Source organism: Paenibacillus sp. Y859, assembly GCF_056786405.1.
In genome coordinates, this window is sequence record NZ_JBXCIZ010000005.1 from 136,391 (window position 1) to 154,799 (window position 18,409).

Below are 18,409 nucleotides of genomic sequence, written 5' to 3' on the forward strand. Positions count from 1 at the left end.
GAATGAGTTGTATTTACTTCATAAGCATGATATAATAAAATGTTCGCACATACTATGAAGTTTGGGCGTTCTTGTGATACGAATTGATGGAGGTAAACAATATAGTGGAGCGTTATCCTTTTGTGCATGATCCTTCCAAGCCTTTTATTCAACAAGTAGGCGATTGGGTGGCAGACGTTTTCTATGAACTATTACCAGAAGCGGGCTTTGAGGTTCGCGATGAGCAGATATATATGGCCTTTCAATTAGAACGTGCTTTTCTTGAGAAGAAAGCGATCTTTGCAGAGGCAGGAGTAGGTACAGGAAAGACGTTAGTCTATTTATTGTATGCGATTTGTTATGCTCGTTATACACGGAAGCCGGCTATTATCGCTTGTGCGGATGAGTCGCTGATTGAGCAGCTGGTCAAGCCCGAAGGGGATATTGCCAAGTTGGCACAGCATCTTAGCTTAGCGATTGACGCGCGTTTGGGGAAATCTCCAGATCAATATGTATGTCTTGTGAAGCTGGACGATGCAAGATTCAAGGACGAGGATGGGGCCGAGTGGGAGGATTTGTACGACAATTTACCTGAATTCGTTCAGAATCCTCAACCGATGCAGAAATTTTATGCCTACGGTGATCGGAAGAATTATCCGCACCTGAACGATGAACAATGGCATAAGATTAACTGGGATTCCTTCCAAGATTGTTTTACTTGCGATAAGAGGCATCGTTGTGGACAAACACTCTCTAGAGAATACTATCGTCATTCGTCAGATTTAGTCATCTGTTCTCATGATTACTATATGGAGCATGTATGGACATCTGAGGGAAGAAAGCGGGAGGGTCAACTCCCGCTCTTACCAGATCATTGTGCGGTCGTATTTGATGAAGGGCATTTACTAGAGTCGGCTGCGATGAAGGCACTTGGATATAAGATGAAGCATGTCGTGTTCGAAGAGTTAATCACCCGTTTGTTAGAGGGGGAAGTACGTGAAGCCCTTGCCGTGCTGATCGATGCAGCGATTGACCAATCGGAGTTAATGTTTCAATTGTTGGAACAGCACAGTGAGAGTATCCCTGGTTCAGATCGGAAACAGATTAACCTAAATGATAAATTGTTGAAGGCAGTTCACCAATTTCGGAGTATTCTGACAGCGATTGAGGAAGAGCTTGTATTTGAAAGTGAGCTATATACGTTGGATGACTATCAACTGCGGATTGTTGAAGAGCATATTGAGATGATGCAGAAGGCTTTAAGCCTTTTTGAGAATTCTGAAGCATTGATTTGTTGGGTGACGGACAGTGAAGAAGGGCTAACCTTGTCGATTATGCCGAGGACGGTCAAAGAAGTGTTACAGGAACGGGTATTTAGCACAAATATGCCGATCGTCTTCTCATCCGCTACATTATCTATTGATGGGTCATTTCAATATGTTGCGGATAGCTTAGGCTTAGAACATTACTTATCCTTCTCGGTGAATTCGCCGTATGATTATCCGAATCAGATGCAAGCTTTCGCGCCGAAGTTAACGCATGGGGAGACTTTTTCTGAGAAAATGGAGATCGCAGTTCAGCTACTGGAGCGCACGAATGGGAGAGCTCTTATCTTGTTCCGGACACAGGAGGAACTACAACGGTTCAAACAACAGATTAAGGTAGAACCGAGATGTACGGATATACCATTTTACTATGAAGGCGATCAGGAGATTAGTTATCTTATCTCGGCTTTTCAAAGTAATGAAGTCAGCGTCCTATGTGCGGTTAGTCTATGGGAGGGTCTTGATGTACCGGGCCCAGCGTTATCGAACGTGATTATATGGTCACTTCCATTTCCTCCTAATGATCCGGTGTTTATGGCGAAGCGTAATGCATCCACAGCTCCTTTTGAAGAAGTGGATCTACCCCATATGCTGTTACGTCTAAGACAAGGTATGGGGCGTCTAATAAGATCCCGAGGAGACCATGGCATTATTGCTATTCTATGTGAAGAATTACAGCAGAAAGATTCTGTACGGGAGCGTGTTCTATCCATCATGCCCGAAGGTGTTGTGTTACAAGAGACGCTATGATGATAAAATTATTTTGAATGAATGGCCAAAGACCCTAACCCATTAGTAGTGATGGTTAGGGTCTTTACTGTGTGTTAGAACTGAGTAGACATAAAATGGATGATTTAAGCGGGTGAATGATACTCTACCCTATGAAGGGAGACAGATGAGGAAGGGACAATTGCATAAATGGTACTTACTTAGCAGAAAGGAGGAATCACTTAGATTTAAGTGTACTCTATGTAACTGTTGGTGATTGAGAAGGAGAAAGGTTTGTGTTCAGACTTTACCAGCGGATATTATCCGTACCTGCTAACGATACAAAGTATCGCTAGCTACGGAAGCATGAACTTTACCTAATAATAATTCAACGAATTATCAGCTACTGCATAAAAGAGAAAAATAATGATTATAAATGCAATAATAATAGCGTAAAGCGCAGTACCCACAATTCCGCATACAAGACCAGCTACTGCCATACCACGGCCTTGTTCATTTTTGTATTTGAGCTCTTTTAAGGAAAGGCTTGCTATGACAATAGCTATGATTCCTATAAGGAAACCAATGTATGGAAGAACAATAGCTAATATGCCAAGCACAAGTGCGGTGATGGATTTGCCGTTTGTTTTGGCAGGTGGCATCGGTGGTGGATAGTTATTATAAGGTCCTTGTAGATCATTTGAAAATTGACTCATAGGATAAATCCCCCTCTTATTGTGTTTATAACAGATCTAAGTATACCTTCGTATACCCATAATTACCACGATTTTCTTATAAAAGATATTCAAAAAGTCATCTTTTGAACACTGACATATAAAGAGGACACGATCGACAAATACAATGTTGATGAATGTATAACGAGTGGATCGTCTATGAAATATGTCGCTTTTTAATGGAAATATGATTATTATATGTACGATCCTATTAATGAAATCAATCTACCCGAAAGTGAATTGAAAGGGGCTTCGCATATGCCGATATTGACAGTTCATGGACAGAGTCAAGAGGTCGATGCCATTCTTTTCGATAAAGATGGTACACTGTTAGATTTCATGTCCCTATGGGGGCATTGGGCTGAATTTATGACGACACAAATCATGGAGAGAATTCATATCCTTGGTGTCGTGCCAACGGAGGGCTTGGCTTCGAAGATGCTCGGATTGGTGCTTGATGCAGACGGACAAGCGACTTCATATGATATAGAGGGGCCGTTGTCTATGGGTTCAGTCTCTGAAACAGAGGGTGCACTTGCTTGGCAATTATATAACGTTGGACTTCCGTGGAATGAATCGATTCAGCTTATTCGGCAATTCGCTGTGTCTGCTAGTGAGGAATTAGAGCGAGAGCGACCTGTACAAGCTCTTCCGGGCTTGATAGACTTCCTTGGACGATGCAGGGAATTACAACTGCCGTTAGCTGTCGTAACTGCTGATCATACAGTTGAAGCATGTAAACATCTGACTTGGATGGGCGTGGAGGGACACTTCGAGCATATTATTGGAAGTGATATGGTGACTAAAGGCAAGCCTTCACCGGAAATGGTCCAACTAGCTTGTGCTCGACTTAACGTATTGCCAGAGCGTGTGGCAATGGTTGGTGACACAGGGGGAGACATGCAAGCAGCTAAAGCGGCGGGTGTGGGACTGATTATTGGAATAGGATCATTCGAGACTTTACAGCATGCGGATGTGATGATTTCTTCCTACGATGAAATGACACTGACAGTTCCAGCGTTGTAATGTAAGGGGTGTCCCAAAGGTCGTAAATAACGGTCTATGGGACACCCCTCTGTGTAGTTATGGTTTTGAAATGTTTATCTTATCTAGGTAAGCCTGCAATGATTGACCGAGTTGCTCTAATTTTGTTATGTCGGTGTCTGACAAGTGATCCTTGTGAAATTCCCCATTGGCGTCAACGGATTTTTGCGAAATCTCATGCATTTCAATAAAAATATTGTCAAACTCTATATACTCCTCGGGGCTCAATATTTCCTTAGCTTTATCAGTGTCTATAAAGATAGAATTATCAGGGTATTTTCTTGGCGACATATGTTCATTTAATTTGATGAAGCACTCTTTCTTTCAGTTCCGGTGGAGCGATCCATCCTTTGGTTTCTTCTTGGGTATATTCGCTTAAATAATGTAGAATCACGACTTGCTTCAGCTTATACGGAAGACGGTCAACGGCGGCAAGTAATGAATGGTTGTATCATAATATATATTGGAGAGTTGATAGAATATCGTTCGATTTATTTTGAAATGGAGAATAGCATGGTTCGTTGAAAGGATTACCTCAATGCAAAAGAGTAAGCGCTTCATCTTATAGTTGACACTTCTGATTAGGAGTATTAAACTTATAATTAATATTACTGTTAAAACATAATATAAATATTAACAATTGAAAGTGAGGCTATACAATGGTTAATCAAATTACGATTCATGCAGATCAATCAACGGGCACAATTAACCGTAACATTTATGGTCATTTTTCCGAACACTTGGGACGTTGTATTTACGAAGGATTCTGGGTAGGAGAGGACTCGTCTATTCCTAATACTCTAGGGATCCGTAATGATGTAGTTGACGCTCTTAAACATATTAAGATACCTGTATTACGCTGGCCGGGAGGCTGCTTTGCAGATGAATATCATTGGAAAGATGGTATTGGTCCACGTGAGGGACGTAAGCAGATGGTGAATACACATTGGGGCGGTCTAGTGGAGAATAACCACTTTGGAACACATGAGTTTCTTCTATTATGTGAGATGCTAGAGTGCGAGCCTTACATATCTGGGAATGTGGGTAGTGGTACCGTTCAGGAAATGTCCGAATGGGTGGAGTATATGACCTTTGATGGCGTGTCTCCGATGGCGGAATTGCGCAGTGAGAACGGCCAAGAGAAACCATGGAAAGTTAAATATTTCGGGGTAGGTAATGAGAACTGGGGTTGCGGTGGTAATATGCGACCTGAATATTATGCAGACTTATATCGTCAATTTCAAACTTATGTTCGTAATTACGGAGACAATAAAATTTATAAAATTGCTTGTGGTCCGAATGTGGATGATTATGAGTGGATGGAAGTTGTTATGGCGAATGCACATCGTCATATGGATGCGATCAGTCTGCATTACTATACTATTCCTGGAGAATGGGCAAACAAGGGCGCAGCTACAGGATTTGCGGAGTCAGATTGGTTCGGTACGTTGAAGAAGGCGCTATGGATGGATGAGCTAATTACGAAACATACAACCATCATGGATCGCCATGATCCTGAGAAGCGTGTAGGGCTTATCGTTGATGAGTGGGGTACTTGGTTTGATGTAGAGCCAGGAACGAATCCAGGTTTCTTGTATCAACAGAATACGATTCGTGATGCATTGGTTGCAGGATTAACCTTCCATATATTCCATGAACACTGTGATCGGGTAGAGATGGCGAATATTGCCCAAGTCGTGAATGTATTGCAATCCGTTATTTTGACAGAAGGCGAGAAAATGATTCTTACACCTACGTATCATGTGTTTGATATGTATAAGGTGCATCAAGATGCTGAATTGTTATATAGCCATACCGTAACGGCAGATTATGAAATGGATGGTAACAAGATACCGCAAGTGTCTGTATCTGCATCCAGAGATAAGCAAGGTGTCATCCATATTAGCTTGTGTAACTTGAGTCACCAAGATGGAGCAGACTTGAACATTGATCTACGTGGATTAACTGGAAGTAACGTGAAGATAAGCGGAACAGAATTAAAGGCTGCAACAATGGATGCTCATAATACGTTTGATCAGCCTGACAACGTTGCACCATCTGAATTCACTGCATTTAAACAGATAGGAACAGATATTCAAGTGAAGCTTGCTCCAATGTCGGTAACGGTGCTAGAACTGATTGCGGAATGATTGGACAAGAGGCTACATGTAAAGGATGCCGTGAAGAGTACAAAGTAACGGATCAGCAAATTGCTCGTATACTCTCATCAGTTAAATTAACACCAGAACAAAGTGTAAGCGATTCGATATATGCCGAACGATTACAAATATGTAGTGGCTGTACCAAGCTGATGAATAATCATACTTGCACGTTATGTGGCTGTATCGTGCCAGTTATAGCGAAGTTTAGAGATAAGAAATGCCCCTATCCAGGGGATGATCGCTGGGCAAGTTGTAGCTAATGCTGATCGATAGAGCACTACAAGTGTTAGATCCATCATTATTCTGGATTAATCCAGACTGTGGCTTGAAGACTCATGGGTTGGAAGAGACGGTAGAATCCCTGAAACACGTGGTTCAGGCGACTGAAATAGCAAGAGAAGCGAGAAGCATTGCGAAATAAATGAGTAGATGACATGAATGAATAAATGAATAGCAGACATGAATAGGCTTCCCTGTTAGATGGGGGAGTCTATTCTGTGTAACATATTTAGAAAGTATAAGTTTTTTTGGAGGACACGTAGACCAATTCCTTATGAGTCTTAAGAGAGTCCGTTCCTGCTTGAAAGTCGCTAGAATAAGATGGAATAGTTGCATAAATGGTACTTACTCAGAGGAAAAGGGGAGGTGATGAAGAAATAGTTGCACAGAGGGTACTTAAAATAGGTGGAATAGTGAGATTAGATGATTTCCAGTAATTAGATGCTCTTTATACAACTAAACTTAGTGATAGGGGAATATGGCCGAATTTAAGTGTACTTTTGCATCTATTGGTGATTGGAGGAGATGGTATATTAGGAACTAACGCTGTTGCCAAGGATGCCGGTCGGTATTTCTCTTATTTCAAAAAAGCACACGTAAATTATGAAATATAAGGTAGAATAAACCGAGATGAAGATCTAGTATGTGATGAGCATGAGCATAAGTAGGAGGAGTTCCGATGAAGCCTAAGAAAAGATCGCCACTTAGACTATTTATAGGGAAGCGTTATTTCGTCTATCGAAGATATATAAAGTGGATATTAGGTAAAGAGAGATACGCGAAGAAGATTTCCTTAGTTCCCTTGGAGCACACCATAAGTACACATAACACACCATTGCTAAGAGAGTTGAAGAATGTAGATATGTGGATGCAGCATAACAAAGTGAATAATTTGAAGATCGCGATTAAGCGAATGAATGGAGTTGTCTTGCAGCCTGGAGAGGCCTTCTCTTATTGGAAGCTAATAGGGAATCCTACGAAGCGTAAGGGGTATCAAGAGGGAATGGTACTGTTCTATGGAGATTTCAAAGCGGGTATAGGTGGTGGATTGTGCCAATGCTCAAACCTCATTTATTGGATTACGCTTCATACTTCGTTAACGATCACTGAGAGACATCGCCATAGCTATGACGTATTCCCTGATGCAAGACGGACACAACCATTCGGTAGCGGGGCAACATGCGCATACAACTATTTAGATCTTCAGATTCGTAATGACACCGAGGTTCCCTATCAGCTTTGTCTTCGTATGGATGACAACGATTTAATTGGGGAATGGAGATCCATGAAGCCAGAGCCTTGTACATATGAAGTGTATGAGCGAGACCATCGGATTGTACTTGAGCTATGGGGAGGATACACAAGACATAATATCATTCATCGTAAAAAGTATAATGCTCATAAAGAGATAATTGATGATCAGTTCGTAACAGAGAATCATGCGATCATGATGTATCAGCCGCTATTGAAGGAATCGGGAACGTGAAAATCCCAAGATTGGAAATAACTTCGCGATCTGTTACTATAAGTGTGAATCTAGCAGTTCGACATAATTCTATCAAACCCGAGAAATGGATAGCCCATATTCTTCTTGAAGGGGTTTAGTTGGGAGGGTTAACATGAGAAAAGAATCGATGATTGGCGTTTTAGCTCGAAATACGAAGCTTGGAAATGAACAACTGTACCAAATTCGCAGAATATTATCCCGTAGTGAGCTATCAATCGTGTATATTGTACGGAATTTAGAGACAGGAACGATGAGTGTAATTAAAGAGTTCTTCCCGAGTGCCTTGGCTTGCCGTTCTTCTGATGGTAAGACAGTTCAATGTTTGAAATCTTCGCTCTCGCCACAGTTTATGAAGCTCATGGAAGCATTTCTACGCGAAGCTATGGTGTTACGTGATCTAATGCACCCAGGAATCGTCCGTTACGAGGATTACTTCGAAGCCAACGGGACGGCCTATATAGTCATGGAGCATTGTGATGGTATAACGTTGGATCGATTCGTGAGAAAGAACCAACAAAGGTTGAATGTTGCCATGCTGCGTAAGTCTATGCTCCCACTGATCGGAGCGCTGGAGCATATTCATCAACAGGGATACATTCATCGAGATATCAAACCTGCCAACATCATGATAGGGAAGGATGGAGGGAGTAAGTTAATTGATTTCGGGTCTGTTGTTCGTTATACAGATGCGGATACCGAACGACCCATCTTTACCACGGCCGGATATTCTCCCTTAGAATTGTATTCAGACAAGTCTTTGCAGACACCGCTAGCGGATATTTATAGCTTAGCAGCGACGTTATACTTTTGCTACAGCGGATCGGCGCCCGTAGCTGTACAGACACGGTTATTTGAGGATAAGCTAGTGTCGGTTCGCGTCGGGAAGGCTGATATTTCACCGCTCTTATCGCGCGTCATTCATTGGGGACTTGCTCTATCTGCAAGTAAGAGATGTAGTTCCCTTCGTTGGTTTAGAATGGCATTGCAAGCAGAATATATATTACAGAAAAAGAGTGTGGTCCGGTTAACGGGTCGTAAATCCGCAGCCATACCGCACTCTATTCCGCACTCCATTCCTAAGGAAAGGGAATACCAACACTCAGATTAAGCGGAGTGTTGGTTATCGTCTCCTGTATAAATCGTAGTAACGGGTTTAACCGCTTTGTAACGAAGTTCTAGTTCCGTCTTTCCATCTTCAAAGGTAATATACAATTTATCATTGAATTGGAGGGCTTCTTTTTTGTTTCTAGAAAGCGGTAATTTTCCATGAACTACAGCACAACGTGTATGATGTTTGACGAACAATATCCCTTTCTTACCAGGCTCGAATACAATATATTCACTCTCCGGAAGGCTCTCATTCACATCAAGGCTTCGAAATAACTGCATTAGAGTGATCTGTCTTCCAGGGAATGATGTAAGCGGCCATGACTTGACTGGAATATCCGTGCCACTGGCTGTATTTAGGAAGTATCCTTCCAGTTTCCCTGTGAATTCCGGTTTTGGTCTTAACCAGAAATACAGAAGAATGCCAGTGATGAGAATAACAGCTACGGCAGCACTTATGATCTTGTGGAGTGTATATTTGGATTGAATAGAGACATGGAAGAGGGCAGTCACTTCTCCTCCTTCAAGATCTGTTGCCACAATGGATAGTTCTGATTCTCCCGTACGTTTGGGGGTTAAGGTTAGCGTAGATTCAAGTAAATCTGAAGAAAGCTTGTCCTCAACTGTCCCCTGTAGTGAATAGGTCATGAGATCCTGATTAGGGTCCTGAATATACTTCGCAAGATCCAGTTTTACTACCCCATCTTCTTTGATCAATTCCAAATCCAAAGACCCAATTATCTGTGGTGGTAGGTTGGAGATACTCACTTCACTTGATGAGCTCTCACGATAGAAATCGGGTCCGTCAATCATGACTTTCCAAACATATTCCCCCGAATTTGGAAATATATAATCTGTTTGGAATCCAATCCCTGTATTAGTCATGGGAATACGCTGTTCCTCATTACTTTGTACCTCTGTCACTACCAATTCTGCCTTCAATGCGGTGTATACCGCATCGTCTTTTACACTTGTTGTTGCTCCCGGTGTTAAGAGATAAGCTTCAATCCCCGTGGGTTGTCCCTTGATCACTTCATCCTTACTGAGCTTGGTTTCTACTTCCAAATTATAACTACCTAGCAAATTGATCTTGACCCAATCGCCTTGCTGGCCCTTGAATTTAAGTACCACTGTCCCTTGTGGTGGATTGGAAATTTTCATTAAGGAATACTTGTCGGATTTGAAAAGTCTAGTGTTCTCAGAGTTGAAATACATTTGTGTTTCTTTCAGAGGATGATCTGAGAGCAGAATAATATTAGCTTCCTCCATGCTTGAATTGGGGAGGTTTACTTTGACTTCTTGTAGATCACCTGTAGCAGTAAGACCAGCGATAGGTACGAGTACAGACCTCATCTCGCTAGCGAAAATTTGATTGAATATTTCAGGCAAATCGTCAGCACTACTAGTCATGAAAGAAGCTCCTCCCGTCTGGGAAGCAATTTGTTCTAATTCGTTCTGGTTCACGGAACCGTCATGATTAAGTCCAATGGTGTATATAGGGAATCCATTCTTGTTCGCTTTGGTGATTGCGGCGGTTACATCTCTAGCGGAATCTTGTTTCGTTCGCCCACCGTTAGTATTTCCGAAACTGGTCTCCCCATCGGATAACAGAATGAGGAATGGTAATCGGTCATGCCCTTGAGAAGATGGTTCTGAACTCCCTGTCGCTAGTACATTTGCACCTTTAAGCAGTCCTAGTCCTAAATCGGTATAACCAGATCGTCGTAATTGATTGATCTGCTGTTTTAGCGCTTTCTTTTTCTCCGCTACAGCAATAGAGGTGAGCGGTTGGGAGGCGACAATACGGTCATTATAAGCTACGAAACCGACCCGTGTACGACTAGCCTCACTCATATCCATGAATAGCTGGATAACATCTGCTGAGATACGATCTTTGTCGCTTGTACTCATAGAATAACTCGTATCTAGTACGAAAACAGCATCGAAAGCCTTACCATTGCTATCTTTAACGGGTGCTTCTGCAAAGATTGTCGAAGAAACAATAAGTATAAATCCGAAAAACAGGTAAAAAGTCCTAATTAACAATTTCATGTTTTTGTGAAACCACCTTTTTTAGTTACTAGATCGGGTTGTGGAAATCCATAAAAGAGACTCGGGAAGCGGCAGTAGAGGCATTGGTGTTTGAATAAAAGTAGGGCTACGGGTTCAAGTAAAGTCTTGATTGTTTGTAAAAAAGTTACACAAGGAACTTTATCGGCATTACTTACTTAATCCATAATAGATATCCAAAATTTAGGTCTTTATATGCACAAAAAATACCAATTGGCACCTAATATTAGGACATAAGTCCCCTTAATAATACTCATACCCTATATATTGACAATATAGAGCATAATTACTTAAGATAGAATCCATGACACGGGAAATATTGGGAATGGAGTCTTATTTACTCGGATAACCACACTTCTCAAGTCGGAGTAGCAGTAAGCGGGGAGAGAGGAACATTCATGGACATTATCAATCAAACGAATCGGACAATGCTTTTTGAAGAAATCAATCCAGAGAAATTAGATCTTGTAACCATCGTAGGGGATGTTAAAGGAATTGACAGCCTGAGTGATGACAAAGTTAAAGAGATCCACCAACACCTCTTGGTGCGCAACTTTGATGAATTTCTAGACAAGTTCTCACCAACGGTGTATTCATTCTTTAATGCTGCCAATCAGAAAGTCATGTATGCCTTGAAGAAGCCAGAAGGATTAGCAGAAGATTGTATTTCTGAAATTCGCATCGATCAGAATAATGATTTCTTAAAGATGTTATTTACGCTTATCGATACGAAACGCAGTCAGGGTATTACGAATGTAGATTTCAAATTTGAGAATTTACTCGATATGATTTCTCCGAAAAAAGTGATGGATGATATTCGCCAAGTGCGTAAGGAAATTCATTACCTATTCGGGCAATATGAGAAATTAGATGAGGGCGATCCAAAGAAGTTAGATCTTGGAGATAAGCTGAATACGATGTTTGAAGATGCAAGCCAGAATTACAACAATGTCATGGCGATGTTGCCACTTGCCATTGAGGATATCAAGACACGTCTTCTACTGGGCAACACTCAAGATGAGAATATGTCTGAAGCGATCCGCATCGGTACTCTGACCATTGGAGACAGTGGTGAATTGAAGATTATCGAGGCTCCGAAGAGTGCCAGCACAGAATTGTTACTGCTTGATGAGAGTGGAACCAATGAACTGGTGAATGTCTTTGAAGAAGATTATAACAGTGTGACAGAATCTCCTTCAGGGTATGTCAAGGATCTCGTCGTGCGCACGTTCTGTCCACTTCCGGCTGTGCATGAAGAAGTAGATATCACAACAGAAATCCAGAATTATAATACGTATTTGGAATTTTACAAGACGGCTAAAGATGATTTCGTCAAAACGGTGAAGCCGTTAGTTGAGAAAATCCTAGGCGTCAAGATGTTCTTTGACCAATATTCGATCAAGAACAAAGGGATGTTACCTTCGCTTCTGGTCACCAATACTAAGCTTGAGATGATGGTCAAAAGCAGTAATATTCCGAGACTTGAAACATTCCTGAACACAGTGAATTCTAAGAATGAATTCTCGGATACGATCTGGTTCGGTATTGTACCTTCCATCGAGCTAGAAACGGCAGGTAATGCGAAAGTTAGTCGTGAACGCTTCCGTGGGAATGAGAAAGTCGTTAAGCAGGATGGGAATAACCTTGAATCGCTAACGATGCTGCTTCAAGTCATTAAGGATTACAAAGTACAGTTGTTCTTTAATTTCCAATCTGGAGAAGATACAACATTTAGCAGTATGGCAACAGCGGGCATCGATAAATATATCGACAAATGTGCCCCGTTACTTCGTAAGGAGTATAGCGAATTTGCCATTCCGTGCGTGCCTAACTTCACCATTATTCCGAAAGATAAATCGGGTGTCGTGATTGATAGCCGTATGCTTCAGACGGAGGATGGAGTACAGCTCTCGAGAGAGAAGGAAGATATTCTGAAATTATGGATTGAAGGCGTGTATGTTGGCGCTTCCTATGTGGCAGCTGGGCTAGTAGCTGCTTATCAATGTCCAGAGTATTTGAAAGAAACCTTCAAGAACGTGAGTAGGGAGTTCCCGGGCGTACGTTATGACATTGAAGCTAGGGACAATAGTCTGCGCTCCGTCACAACGATGGCGAAGGAGATCACTGGTTTCACCAACAACATCAAGGATTCGATCAATCGTAAGAACTTCGGATTTGTATTCTCGTCAGAGAGTGCTCAGCTACAGGATAAGGACATCCGTCGGATTACTGTCTATAAGGCGAGAAGCCTTGCTACTTCTGAGGACGGATTCGACTCGATCTATAAGACACTTGTCAGTACCTATGTAGAGCGTATTCTTCGCTTTCAGACAGGTGATTTCAAACATGAGAATATCTTGAAATTCTTCAGTAACAATCCCGGCAGTCAAAAGAGTAAGTGGCTGGGTACGCGAGGGTTCATCAACTCCATTCTTCAAGATGGAGACGATATGACTTATGTGATCGATGAGAAGAATAACCTGTGTCACATTGACTTGATCTTTAACGGTAACGTGAAGAACTTGGAAGTGATGATTACCAAAGCAACGAGCCCTGTCAAGGTATGACAGGTTCACTAAAGCGTATGTTCGGGGCGATCTTTAATAAGTTCGCCTCTATACATAAATTCTGGAGACGTTCTAACGCTCTAGACAATAAGTTAGTCAATTTAAAGGAGGAATTATGTATGGGATTTATACTTAAAGTTGAAGGTGCAGAAACGATTGAACTAGGAATGGATAACATCCAAAAGGTCGTTTACGACACAGATACACCGGATGACTCTAATGCAAGATCAACGGATGTAGGTTCAACACTGAGAATTAGTGGTAAAATCATCACCGCAACAGACGGAGACAAAGCAGATGATACGTTGAAATTGGCTAATTGGTCACTTGTACCTGCTGAGAAGGCTGATTGCTACCGTAAAGTGACATTGAAAGTGATTGCAGCGGACCAAGTTGTTCGTGAGGTAAGCTTCCCTAACGCTTTTGTGGTGGATTATACCGAAAGTTTCGGTGATTCCGAAGGGGTCGGAACATTTAATTTGTACATTAAGCAAAAGAAAGACAAGACAGAATTCGCTAACATTCTAGGCGGATATGCATTCTCGCAATAAGCATATGCATCATTTGCTGCCTAATTTAGGTTGCAAGCTATTGGATTTTAAGAGGCTTCGGCCTCTTAAAATACTTTGTTCTATACATAAAGGCGGGGATATAGGTCAGTGACTAACTATTATCATGTTCTCGGTATAGGTCGAGAGGCACAAGCAGCAGAGATTAAACAAGCTTATCGACAATTAGCCAAGCGATATCATCCAGATACCAATCAGGGAAGTGAAGAAGCAACAGAACGATTCAAACAAATTCATGAAGCCTATGAGGTACTGAGTAACGAGTCTTCAAGGCAAGAATACGACGCTAGATCGTCTAGTACGAATAGCCAGCAGTCACAGCAACACAAGAATGCACAAAGTGGGCCTAGTGGTAGGGCGAAGAGTAATCCCACAGCATTCAATCCAGAACAAATGCGCAAACAGTTTGATCAGTTTTTTGGTTATCAAGGCAAGTCGAAGGATGAATCATCTCAACCTAAAGATGGACGGAATGCCGCCAATCCGCTTGATACTTCTGCCATGTTCGATCGCTATTTCGGTACGAAGAAGAAATAAGTTGAATCATGAATCCCCCTTAAGAGATGGAGGTGACGAATATGAAGGCGAAGAAATCCGTGTGGATTGTAGTTATTGATGTGATCATGTACGGCATTGTAGCCGGCATTATTCTTTATACCTTATTACATCCTAAGGATCAAATATTGAAAATTTCAGTCACCGTGGGAGCGGCCTTTTTTGTAGGTGCAATCATATTGCAACGCTTGACTAGAAAGACTTCACGTATAGCAGAAGATTCGGTCGTGAAGTTGATTCTATTAGATGACGATGGAGAACGAATGAAGGAATGGTATATCGAAGGTGAGACATCGTTACTCATTGGAAAGAACAGTCAACGCGGTGAAGTTGATATAGATTTATCGGAATGTGAATATGCGTCACTTATTAGCTCGGAGCATGCGGTACTGAATCGGGCAGGTACAAGATGGTACATTGAGGACATGGAATCAAATAGCGGGACCGGTATTAGACAGGCAGGAAAGAGTACCGCCAACAAGCTTGTTATTGAAGAACCGCTACAGATTGGAGCAGGAGATTTGATCTATATTGCCAACACGCGATTGCTAGTGAAGTAAGAATATAGCCGCGTTGTGGACTAAGACCTATTGGAGGAATGAAGACAAGATGAGCTTGACTAGATGCGCTAACGGACACATGTTCAGCACGCGAAAACACGGTAATACATGCCCCTACTGCAACATAACGGTAGATGCAACGCCGAAGGGGGAGCAGAGAAGGCAGGTTTCCGCGGACACGGAAGAGAAGACGATGCCTTATCTAGGAGAAACGGTCGGTATTCACCCCGTTACGGGCTGGCTAGTTTGTATTGAAGGACCTCAATTTGGTCATGATTATCGGATTATGTCAGAGAAGAACTTCATTGGACGTGCGGAGGAAATGCATATTCGTATTCTTGGTGACAATACCATATCTCGAAGAAACCATGCCGTTATCGTCTATGATCCGAAGAAAAGAAATTTCTATTTACTACCTGGGGATGCTTCGGGACTAGCCTATCATAATAACGAAGCGGTTTATTCGCCTGCAGAACTGGCGGCATATGACGTAATTCAGCTGGGGAATAGTAAGTTCCTCTTCCTCCCACTGTGCGGCGCCCATTTCGTATGGGAAAACAATTGAGGACGTGATGTTAACGATGCAGCAGAATGTAGAGTTAGAGCATTATATCGTTATTCTGTCGGCACTCATCTTATGGATTGTGTTGTACTATGTTCGGCGAGTGCTCGTACGACGTCAATCCACCACCACCACTGGAATTCATATTGGGAATGGACAAAGTATCGGAAGACGAGAGGAGCAAGATGATTACTTCTCGAGTTCAACAACCTCTGTCGGTACACTTGCAGTCATTGCTGATGGGATTAGTGGCTTGTCGAACGGAAGAATGGCTAGTACGCTCGCTGTGACGGTGTTTAGTAAGGAATTTCTGATGCTAGAGAAGACGGAGGATTTCACTGATTTCTTTGCTAGTGCAGCAATGCAGAGTAACAATGGGATTCTAGCTAATCTAAGCGGAAGTCATGGTGGAACGACCTTGGTCGCAGCTGTAGTAACTTCTGGAGTGCTGCATTGGGCAGCGGTGGGAGATAGTATGATTTCGGTATTCCGTGACGGAGAATTCATCCCTATGAATTCCAAGCACACGGTCGAGACATCTTTACTCCGTGAGCAAGTTCTCAGTGGTGAGTTGACCAAAGAGGAAGCTGAGGCAAGTCCTGTGCGTAAGCATTTGGTCAATTATTTGGGATATGAAGGATTTAGAAATATGGAGATAGGCGAACCATTCTCGTTACGCAAACAGGACAAGATTATGCTTGCCAGTGATGGAATATATGATGCATTAAGCGAAGTAGAGCTCGAACTTGTGATGAAGCAGAAGAAGCCAGTGGAGGACATCGCTGATGACATTATCGAACAGCTCGATGCCAAAGGCTTAAGAAATCAGGACAATGCGACAGTTATTATACTAGAAAAGGGCTGGTGATTCCTTGCGGCATCCGCAAAGCTCGGATCGCTAGAGACAAGGGGGAACGCATGAGGAAGGAGAACAGTGATTTCAAGACCGGTTTCGTTTCCGAAGCGGGTTCTTTTATTGATAATAAGGATTATTTCGCTTATATCGAACTTGATGATATGGCTTGTTATGTGATCGCGGACGGAATTGATAACGATCAAGAGGCTCATAGCGCTGAGATAATAGCTAAGATTGTACTAGAGAATTTCATAGAGCGTCCAACCATGTCACGGAGGCAACTGCAGCACTCATTGCGTGAGGCGCATGAATGGCTGAAGTTCGAGAGTCGGAGGGTCCGGCTGAAGGCAAGTCTACTCGTGGTTGTAACCAACTATACGAAGATGGTATGGGCATCTAGTGGTCACGTGAGGCTATATCACTTTCGTGGGGGGAGGCTCAATCAGAAAAGTAAAGATCAGAGTCTATCCCAGGTTATGGCAGATGATGGATATCTCCCGGATGAGACCGTATCACAGCATGAGGAACGGGGAAATTTACTGAATTATATGGGTAATCCAGACCGTTTCAACCCGTATGTATCCCCACGCATTCCACTGTCAGATGGTGATGTGTTGTTGCTATGCACATCAGGATTATGGGAGCAGGTTAATCTACCCGAAATGCTCGATGCGTTGGAGGAAAGTAAAGAACCAGAAGCACTGACAGATACGCTGGAAGAGATCCTTCTTAGTAAACAGCAGAGAACGGTCAATAATTATACGGCTGTCGCGATCTATACAGATAAGACCTATAAAGAGCCTCCTAAGAATCGTAAGAAATGGATCAAGCGTATTCTGATCGTTATGATGGCTCTTCTATTAACAGGTGGGGGACTCTGGATATATAAAGCAAGGGAAGCGACCCGCATTGCTGAAGCGGCCGCCAATATGGTGGAATTCGAACGTGACGGAGATGAATATGCAGCGGACGGCGATTATACGAAGGCGCTTAAATCATATAGCGAGGCAAGAAATGCAGCTTCTAAAGTGAAGGATAAAGTTCATACCAAGCTCATTGGAGATAAGCAGAAGCTAGCTCGGACCTTAGTGGATGGCGATGACTATTTGAAGGATGGCATCTACGATAAAGCGGTGTCTAGTTATACGAAGGCATTAGATGATGCGGATCGTTGGGATGCGTTCGATGAAAAGGATATTCAAGAAAGAATCGATCGTACGACCGATTATGAGCGAGTAACGGAAGAGATTAGGCAGGGAGATCTCAAATTTCAGGGTCAAGATTACAGTGGTGCGCTTGTTCTATATAAGAAGGCGAATACATCCGCAATCGAAGTGTCGTTCACCACCGCTCAGAAGGATTTACAAGATAAGATGAGTAAGGCTCAAGAGAAGCTGGATGCGGTGCAAACGGAGACCATTAACCTGCAGGGTGATAAGTTAGAGCAAAAAGGCGACCGTAGCTTCGATGCTCAGGACTATGCGGGTGCTATAGATGGTTATATGCGGGCGCAGGAGAAATATCAGGCTATCGGCAAGCTAGAGAAGGTATTGGCCATGGAGCGTAAGATTGCTAAGGCGGATGAGAAGTTACATCCCATAGTGCCGGTATCAGCAGCAAGTACAGACAATAGTAGCTTAGGAGAACAAGAGATTTCCAATCCCTACGAAGCGATGACGGAGCCTATTCAACAGGCAGCTACGAAGAAAAATGTGACAACAACACCTCCAGTAGTAGATGAAAGCACCCAGAGTGAGACGGATGGTACGTCTGATGGTACAAGCCCGACAAGTTCTACCCCTGATAGCAAGGAGGAGCTGTGATG

At 42.5% G+C, this 18,409-nt stretch carries 16 protein-coding genes and 1 pseudogene; 14 read left to right on the top strand and 3 right to left on the bottom strand.

The window, feature by feature from the left end; genetic code table 11:
* The first annotated feature begins 104 nt into the window (after positions 1-104).
* Positions 105-2,054, top strand: coding sequence for an ATP-dependent DNA helicase (locus AC1TO8_RS13210; protein WP_482056256.1), 1,950 nt, complete (start codon positions 105-107; stop codon positions 2,052-2,054).
* A gap of 335 nt (positions 2,055-2,389) precedes the next feature.
* Here the strand turns inward: AC1TO8_RS13210 and AC1TO8_RS13215 are convergent, their stop codons facing one another.
* The gene (locus AC1TO8_RS13215; protein ID WP_482056090.1) at positions 2,390-2,728 is read right to left on the bottom strand and encodes a DUF4190 domain-containing protein; all 339 of its coding nucleotides are present in this window, start codon (positions 2,726-2,728) and stop codon (positions 2,390-2,392) included.
* 216 nt (positions 2,729-2,944) lie between these two features.
* On the opposite strand from AC1TO8_RS13215, the gene AC1TO8_RS13220 reads away from it, so the two are divergent.
* On the top strand, positions 2,945-3,772 hold the full coding sequence (locus AC1TO8_RS13220) for an HAD family hydrolase (protein ID WP_482056091.1): 828 nt from the start codon (positions 2,945-2,947) through the stop codon (positions 3,770-3,772).
* 57 nt (positions 3,773-3,829) lie between these two features.
* Here AC1TO8_RS13220 and AC1TO8_RS13225 read toward each other — a convergent pair whose 3' ends face one another.
* The gene (locus AC1TO8_RS13225; protein WP_482056092.1) at positions 3,830-4,081 is read right to left on the bottom strand and encodes a hypothetical protein; all 252 of its coding nucleotides are present in this window, start codon (positions 4,079-4,081) and stop codon (positions 3,830-3,832) included.
* A gap of 368 nt (positions 4,082-4,449) precedes the next feature.
* Between AC1TO8_RS13225 and AC1TO8_RS13230 the strand changes: the two genes are divergently transcribed.
* The 5 genes and pseudogenes from AC1TO8_RS13230 (at position 4,450) to AC1TO8_RS13250 (ending at position 8,846) form a co-directional block, all read left to right on the top strand.
* The gene (locus tag AC1TO8_RS13230) at positions 4,450-5,940 is read left to right on the top strand and encodes an alpha-N-arabinofuranosidase (protein ID WP_482056093.1); all 1,491 of its coding nucleotides are present in this window, start codon (positions 4,450-4,452) and stop codon (positions 5,938-5,940) included.
* Positions 5,937-6,212: a DUF6171 family protein gene (locus AC1TO8_RS13235; protein ID WP_482056094.1), complete on the top strand. Its 276-nt coding sequence runs from the start codon at positions 5,937-5,939 to the stop codon at positions 6,210-6,212. Before AC1TO8_RS13230 ends, AC1TO8_RS13235 begins: the two co-directional genes overlap by 4 nt.
* Positions 6,213-6,214: 2 nt before the next feature.
* Positions 6,215-6,373 (top strand): annotated as a pseudogene (locus AC1TO8_RS13240) (hypothetical protein); the annotation flags it as partial.
* A gap of 537 nt (positions 6,374-6,910) precedes the next feature.
* Complete coding sequence (locus tag AC1TO8_RS13245; protein WP_482056095.1) at positions 6,911-7,717, top strand: VanW family protein; 807 nt, start codon at positions 6,911-6,913, stop codon at positions 7,715-7,717.
* 133 nt (positions 7,718-7,850) lie between these two features.
* On the top strand, positions 7,851-8,846 hold the full coding sequence (locus AC1TO8_RS13250; RefSeq protein ID WP_482056096.1) for a serine/threonine protein kinase: 996 nt from the start codon (positions 7,851-7,853) through the stop codon (positions 8,844-8,846).
* Here the strand turns inward: AC1TO8_RS13250 and AC1TO8_RS13255 are convergent.
* A complete protein-coding gene (locus tag AC1TO8_RS13255; RefSeq protein WP_482056097.1) occupies positions 8,843-10,897 on the bottom strand; it encodes a vWA domain-containing protein in 2,055 nt (684 codons plus the stop codon). The two genes, AC1TO8_RS13250 and AC1TO8_RS13255, sit on opposite strands and share 4 nt — an antisense overlap.
* A 416-nt stretch (positions 10,898-11,313) precedes the next feature.
* Here AC1TO8_RS13255 and AC1TO8_RS13260 point away from each other — a divergent pair, with 416 nt between their 5' ends.
* The 7 genes from AC1TO8_RS13260 to AC1TO8_RS13290 all read left to right on the top strand — a co-directional run bounded on the left by AC1TO8_RS13260 (position 11,314) and on the right by AC1TO8_RS13290 (position 18,407).
* The gene (locus AC1TO8_RS13260) at positions 11,314-13,482 is read left to right on the top strand and encodes a transcriptional regulator (RefSeq protein ID WP_482056098.1); all 2,169 of its coding nucleotides are present in this window, start codon (positions 11,314-11,316) and stop codon (positions 13,480-13,482) included.
* 119 nt (positions 13,483-13,601) lie between these two features.
* Entirely contained in the window at positions 13,602-14,033 is a 432-nt protein-coding gene (locus AC1TO8_RS13265; RefSeq protein ID WP_482056099.1) for a membrane-associated protease 1, read from the top strand.
* A gap of 108 nt (positions 14,034-14,141) precedes the next feature.
* Positions 14,142-14,588, top strand: coding sequence for a J domain-containing protein (locus AC1TO8_RS13270; RefSeq protein WP_482056100.1), 447 nt, complete (start codon positions 14,142-14,144; stop codon positions 14,586-14,588).
* 41 nt (positions 14,589-14,629) lie between these two features.
* The gene (locus AC1TO8_RS13275; protein WP_482056101.1) at positions 14,630-15,166 is read left to right on the top strand and encodes an FHA domain-containing protein; all 537 of its coding nucleotides are present in this window, start codon (positions 14,630-14,632) and stop codon (positions 15,164-15,166) included.
* A 49-nt stretch (positions 15,167-15,215) separates the two neighbouring features.
* Complete coding sequence (locus AC1TO8_RS13280) at positions 15,216-15,731, top strand: FHA domain-containing protein (RefSeq protein WP_482056102.1); 516 nt, start codon at positions 15,216-15,218, stop codon at positions 15,729-15,731.
* A gap of 16 nt (positions 15,732-15,747) precedes the next feature.
* Positions 15,748-16,596 carry a PP2C family protein-serine/threonine phosphatase gene (locus tag AC1TO8_RS13285; RefSeq protein WP_482056103.1) on the top strand — a complete coding sequence of 283 codons (849 nt, stop codon included), beginning with the start codon at positions 15,748-15,750 and terminating at the stop codon, positions 16,594-16,596.
* 50 nt (positions 16,597-16,646) lie between these two features.
* Positions 16,647-18,407 carry a serine/threonine protein phosphatase gene (locus tag AC1TO8_RS13290; protein WP_482056104.1) on the top strand — a complete coding sequence of 587 codons (1,761 nt, stop codon included), beginning with the start codon at positions 16,647-16,649 and terminating at the stop codon, positions 18,405-18,407.
* Positions 18,408-18,409: the final 2 nt, after the last annotated feature.

Excerpts from the sequence above, each read along its gene's own strand:
- AC1TO8_RS13215 (WP_482056090.1), bottom strand. The coding sequence starts at position 2,728 with ATGAGTCAATTTTCAAATGATCTACAAGGACCTTATAATAACTATCCA.
- AC1TO8_RS13220 (WP_482056091.1), top strand. The coding sequence starts at position 2,945 with ATGTACGATCCTATTAATGAAATCAATCTACCCGAAAGTGAATTGAAA.
- AC1TO8_RS13225 (WP_482056092.1), bottom strand. The coding sequence starts at position 4,081 with ATGTCGCCAAGAAAATACCCTGATAATTCTATCTTTATAGACACTGAT.
- AC1TO8_RS13230 (WP_482056093.1), top strand. The coding sequence starts at position 4,450 with ATGGTTAATCAAATTACGATTCATGCAGATCAATCAACGGGCACAATT.
- AC1TO8_RS13235 (WP_482056094.1), top strand. The coding sequence starts at position 5,937 with ATGATTGGACAAGAGGCTACATGTAAAGGATGCCGTGAAGAGTACAAA.
- AC1TO8_RS13245 (WP_482056095.1), top strand. The coding sequence starts at position 6,911 with ATGAAGCCTAAGAAAAGATCGCCACTTAGACTATTTATAGGGAAGCGT.
- AC1TO8_RS13250 (WP_482056096.1), top strand. The coding sequence starts at position 7,851 with ATGAGAAAAGAATCGATGATTGGCGTTTTAGCTCGAAATACGAAGCTT.
- AC1TO8_RS13255 (WP_482056097.1), bottom strand. The coding sequence starts at position 10,897 with ATGAAATTGTTAATTAGGACTTTTTACCTGTTTTTCGGATTTATACTT.
- AC1TO8_RS13260 (WP_482056098.1), top strand. The coding sequence starts at position 11,314 with ATGGACATTATCAATCAAACGAATCGGACAATGCTTTTTGAAGAAATC.
- AC1TO8_RS13265 (WP_482056099.1), top strand. The coding sequence starts at position 13,602 with ATGGGATTTATACTTAAAGTTGAAGGTGCAGAAACGATTGAACTAGGA.
- AC1TO8_RS13275 (WP_482056101.1), top strand. The coding sequence starts at position 14,630 with ATGAAGGCGAAGAAATCCGTGTGGATTGTAGTTATTGATGTGATCATG.
- AC1TO8_RS13280 (WP_482056102.1), top strand. The coding sequence starts at position 15,216 with ATGAGCTTGACTAGATGCGCTAACGGACACATGTTCAGCACGCGAAAA.
- AC1TO8_RS13285 (WP_482056103.1), top strand. The coding sequence starts at position 15,748 with ATGCAGCAGAATGTAGAGTTAGAGCATTATATCGTTATTCTGTCGGCA.
- AC1TO8_RS13290 (WP_482056104.1), top strand. The coding sequence starts at position 16,647 with ATGAGGAAGGAGAACAGTGATTTCAAGACCGGTTTCGTTTCCGAAGCG.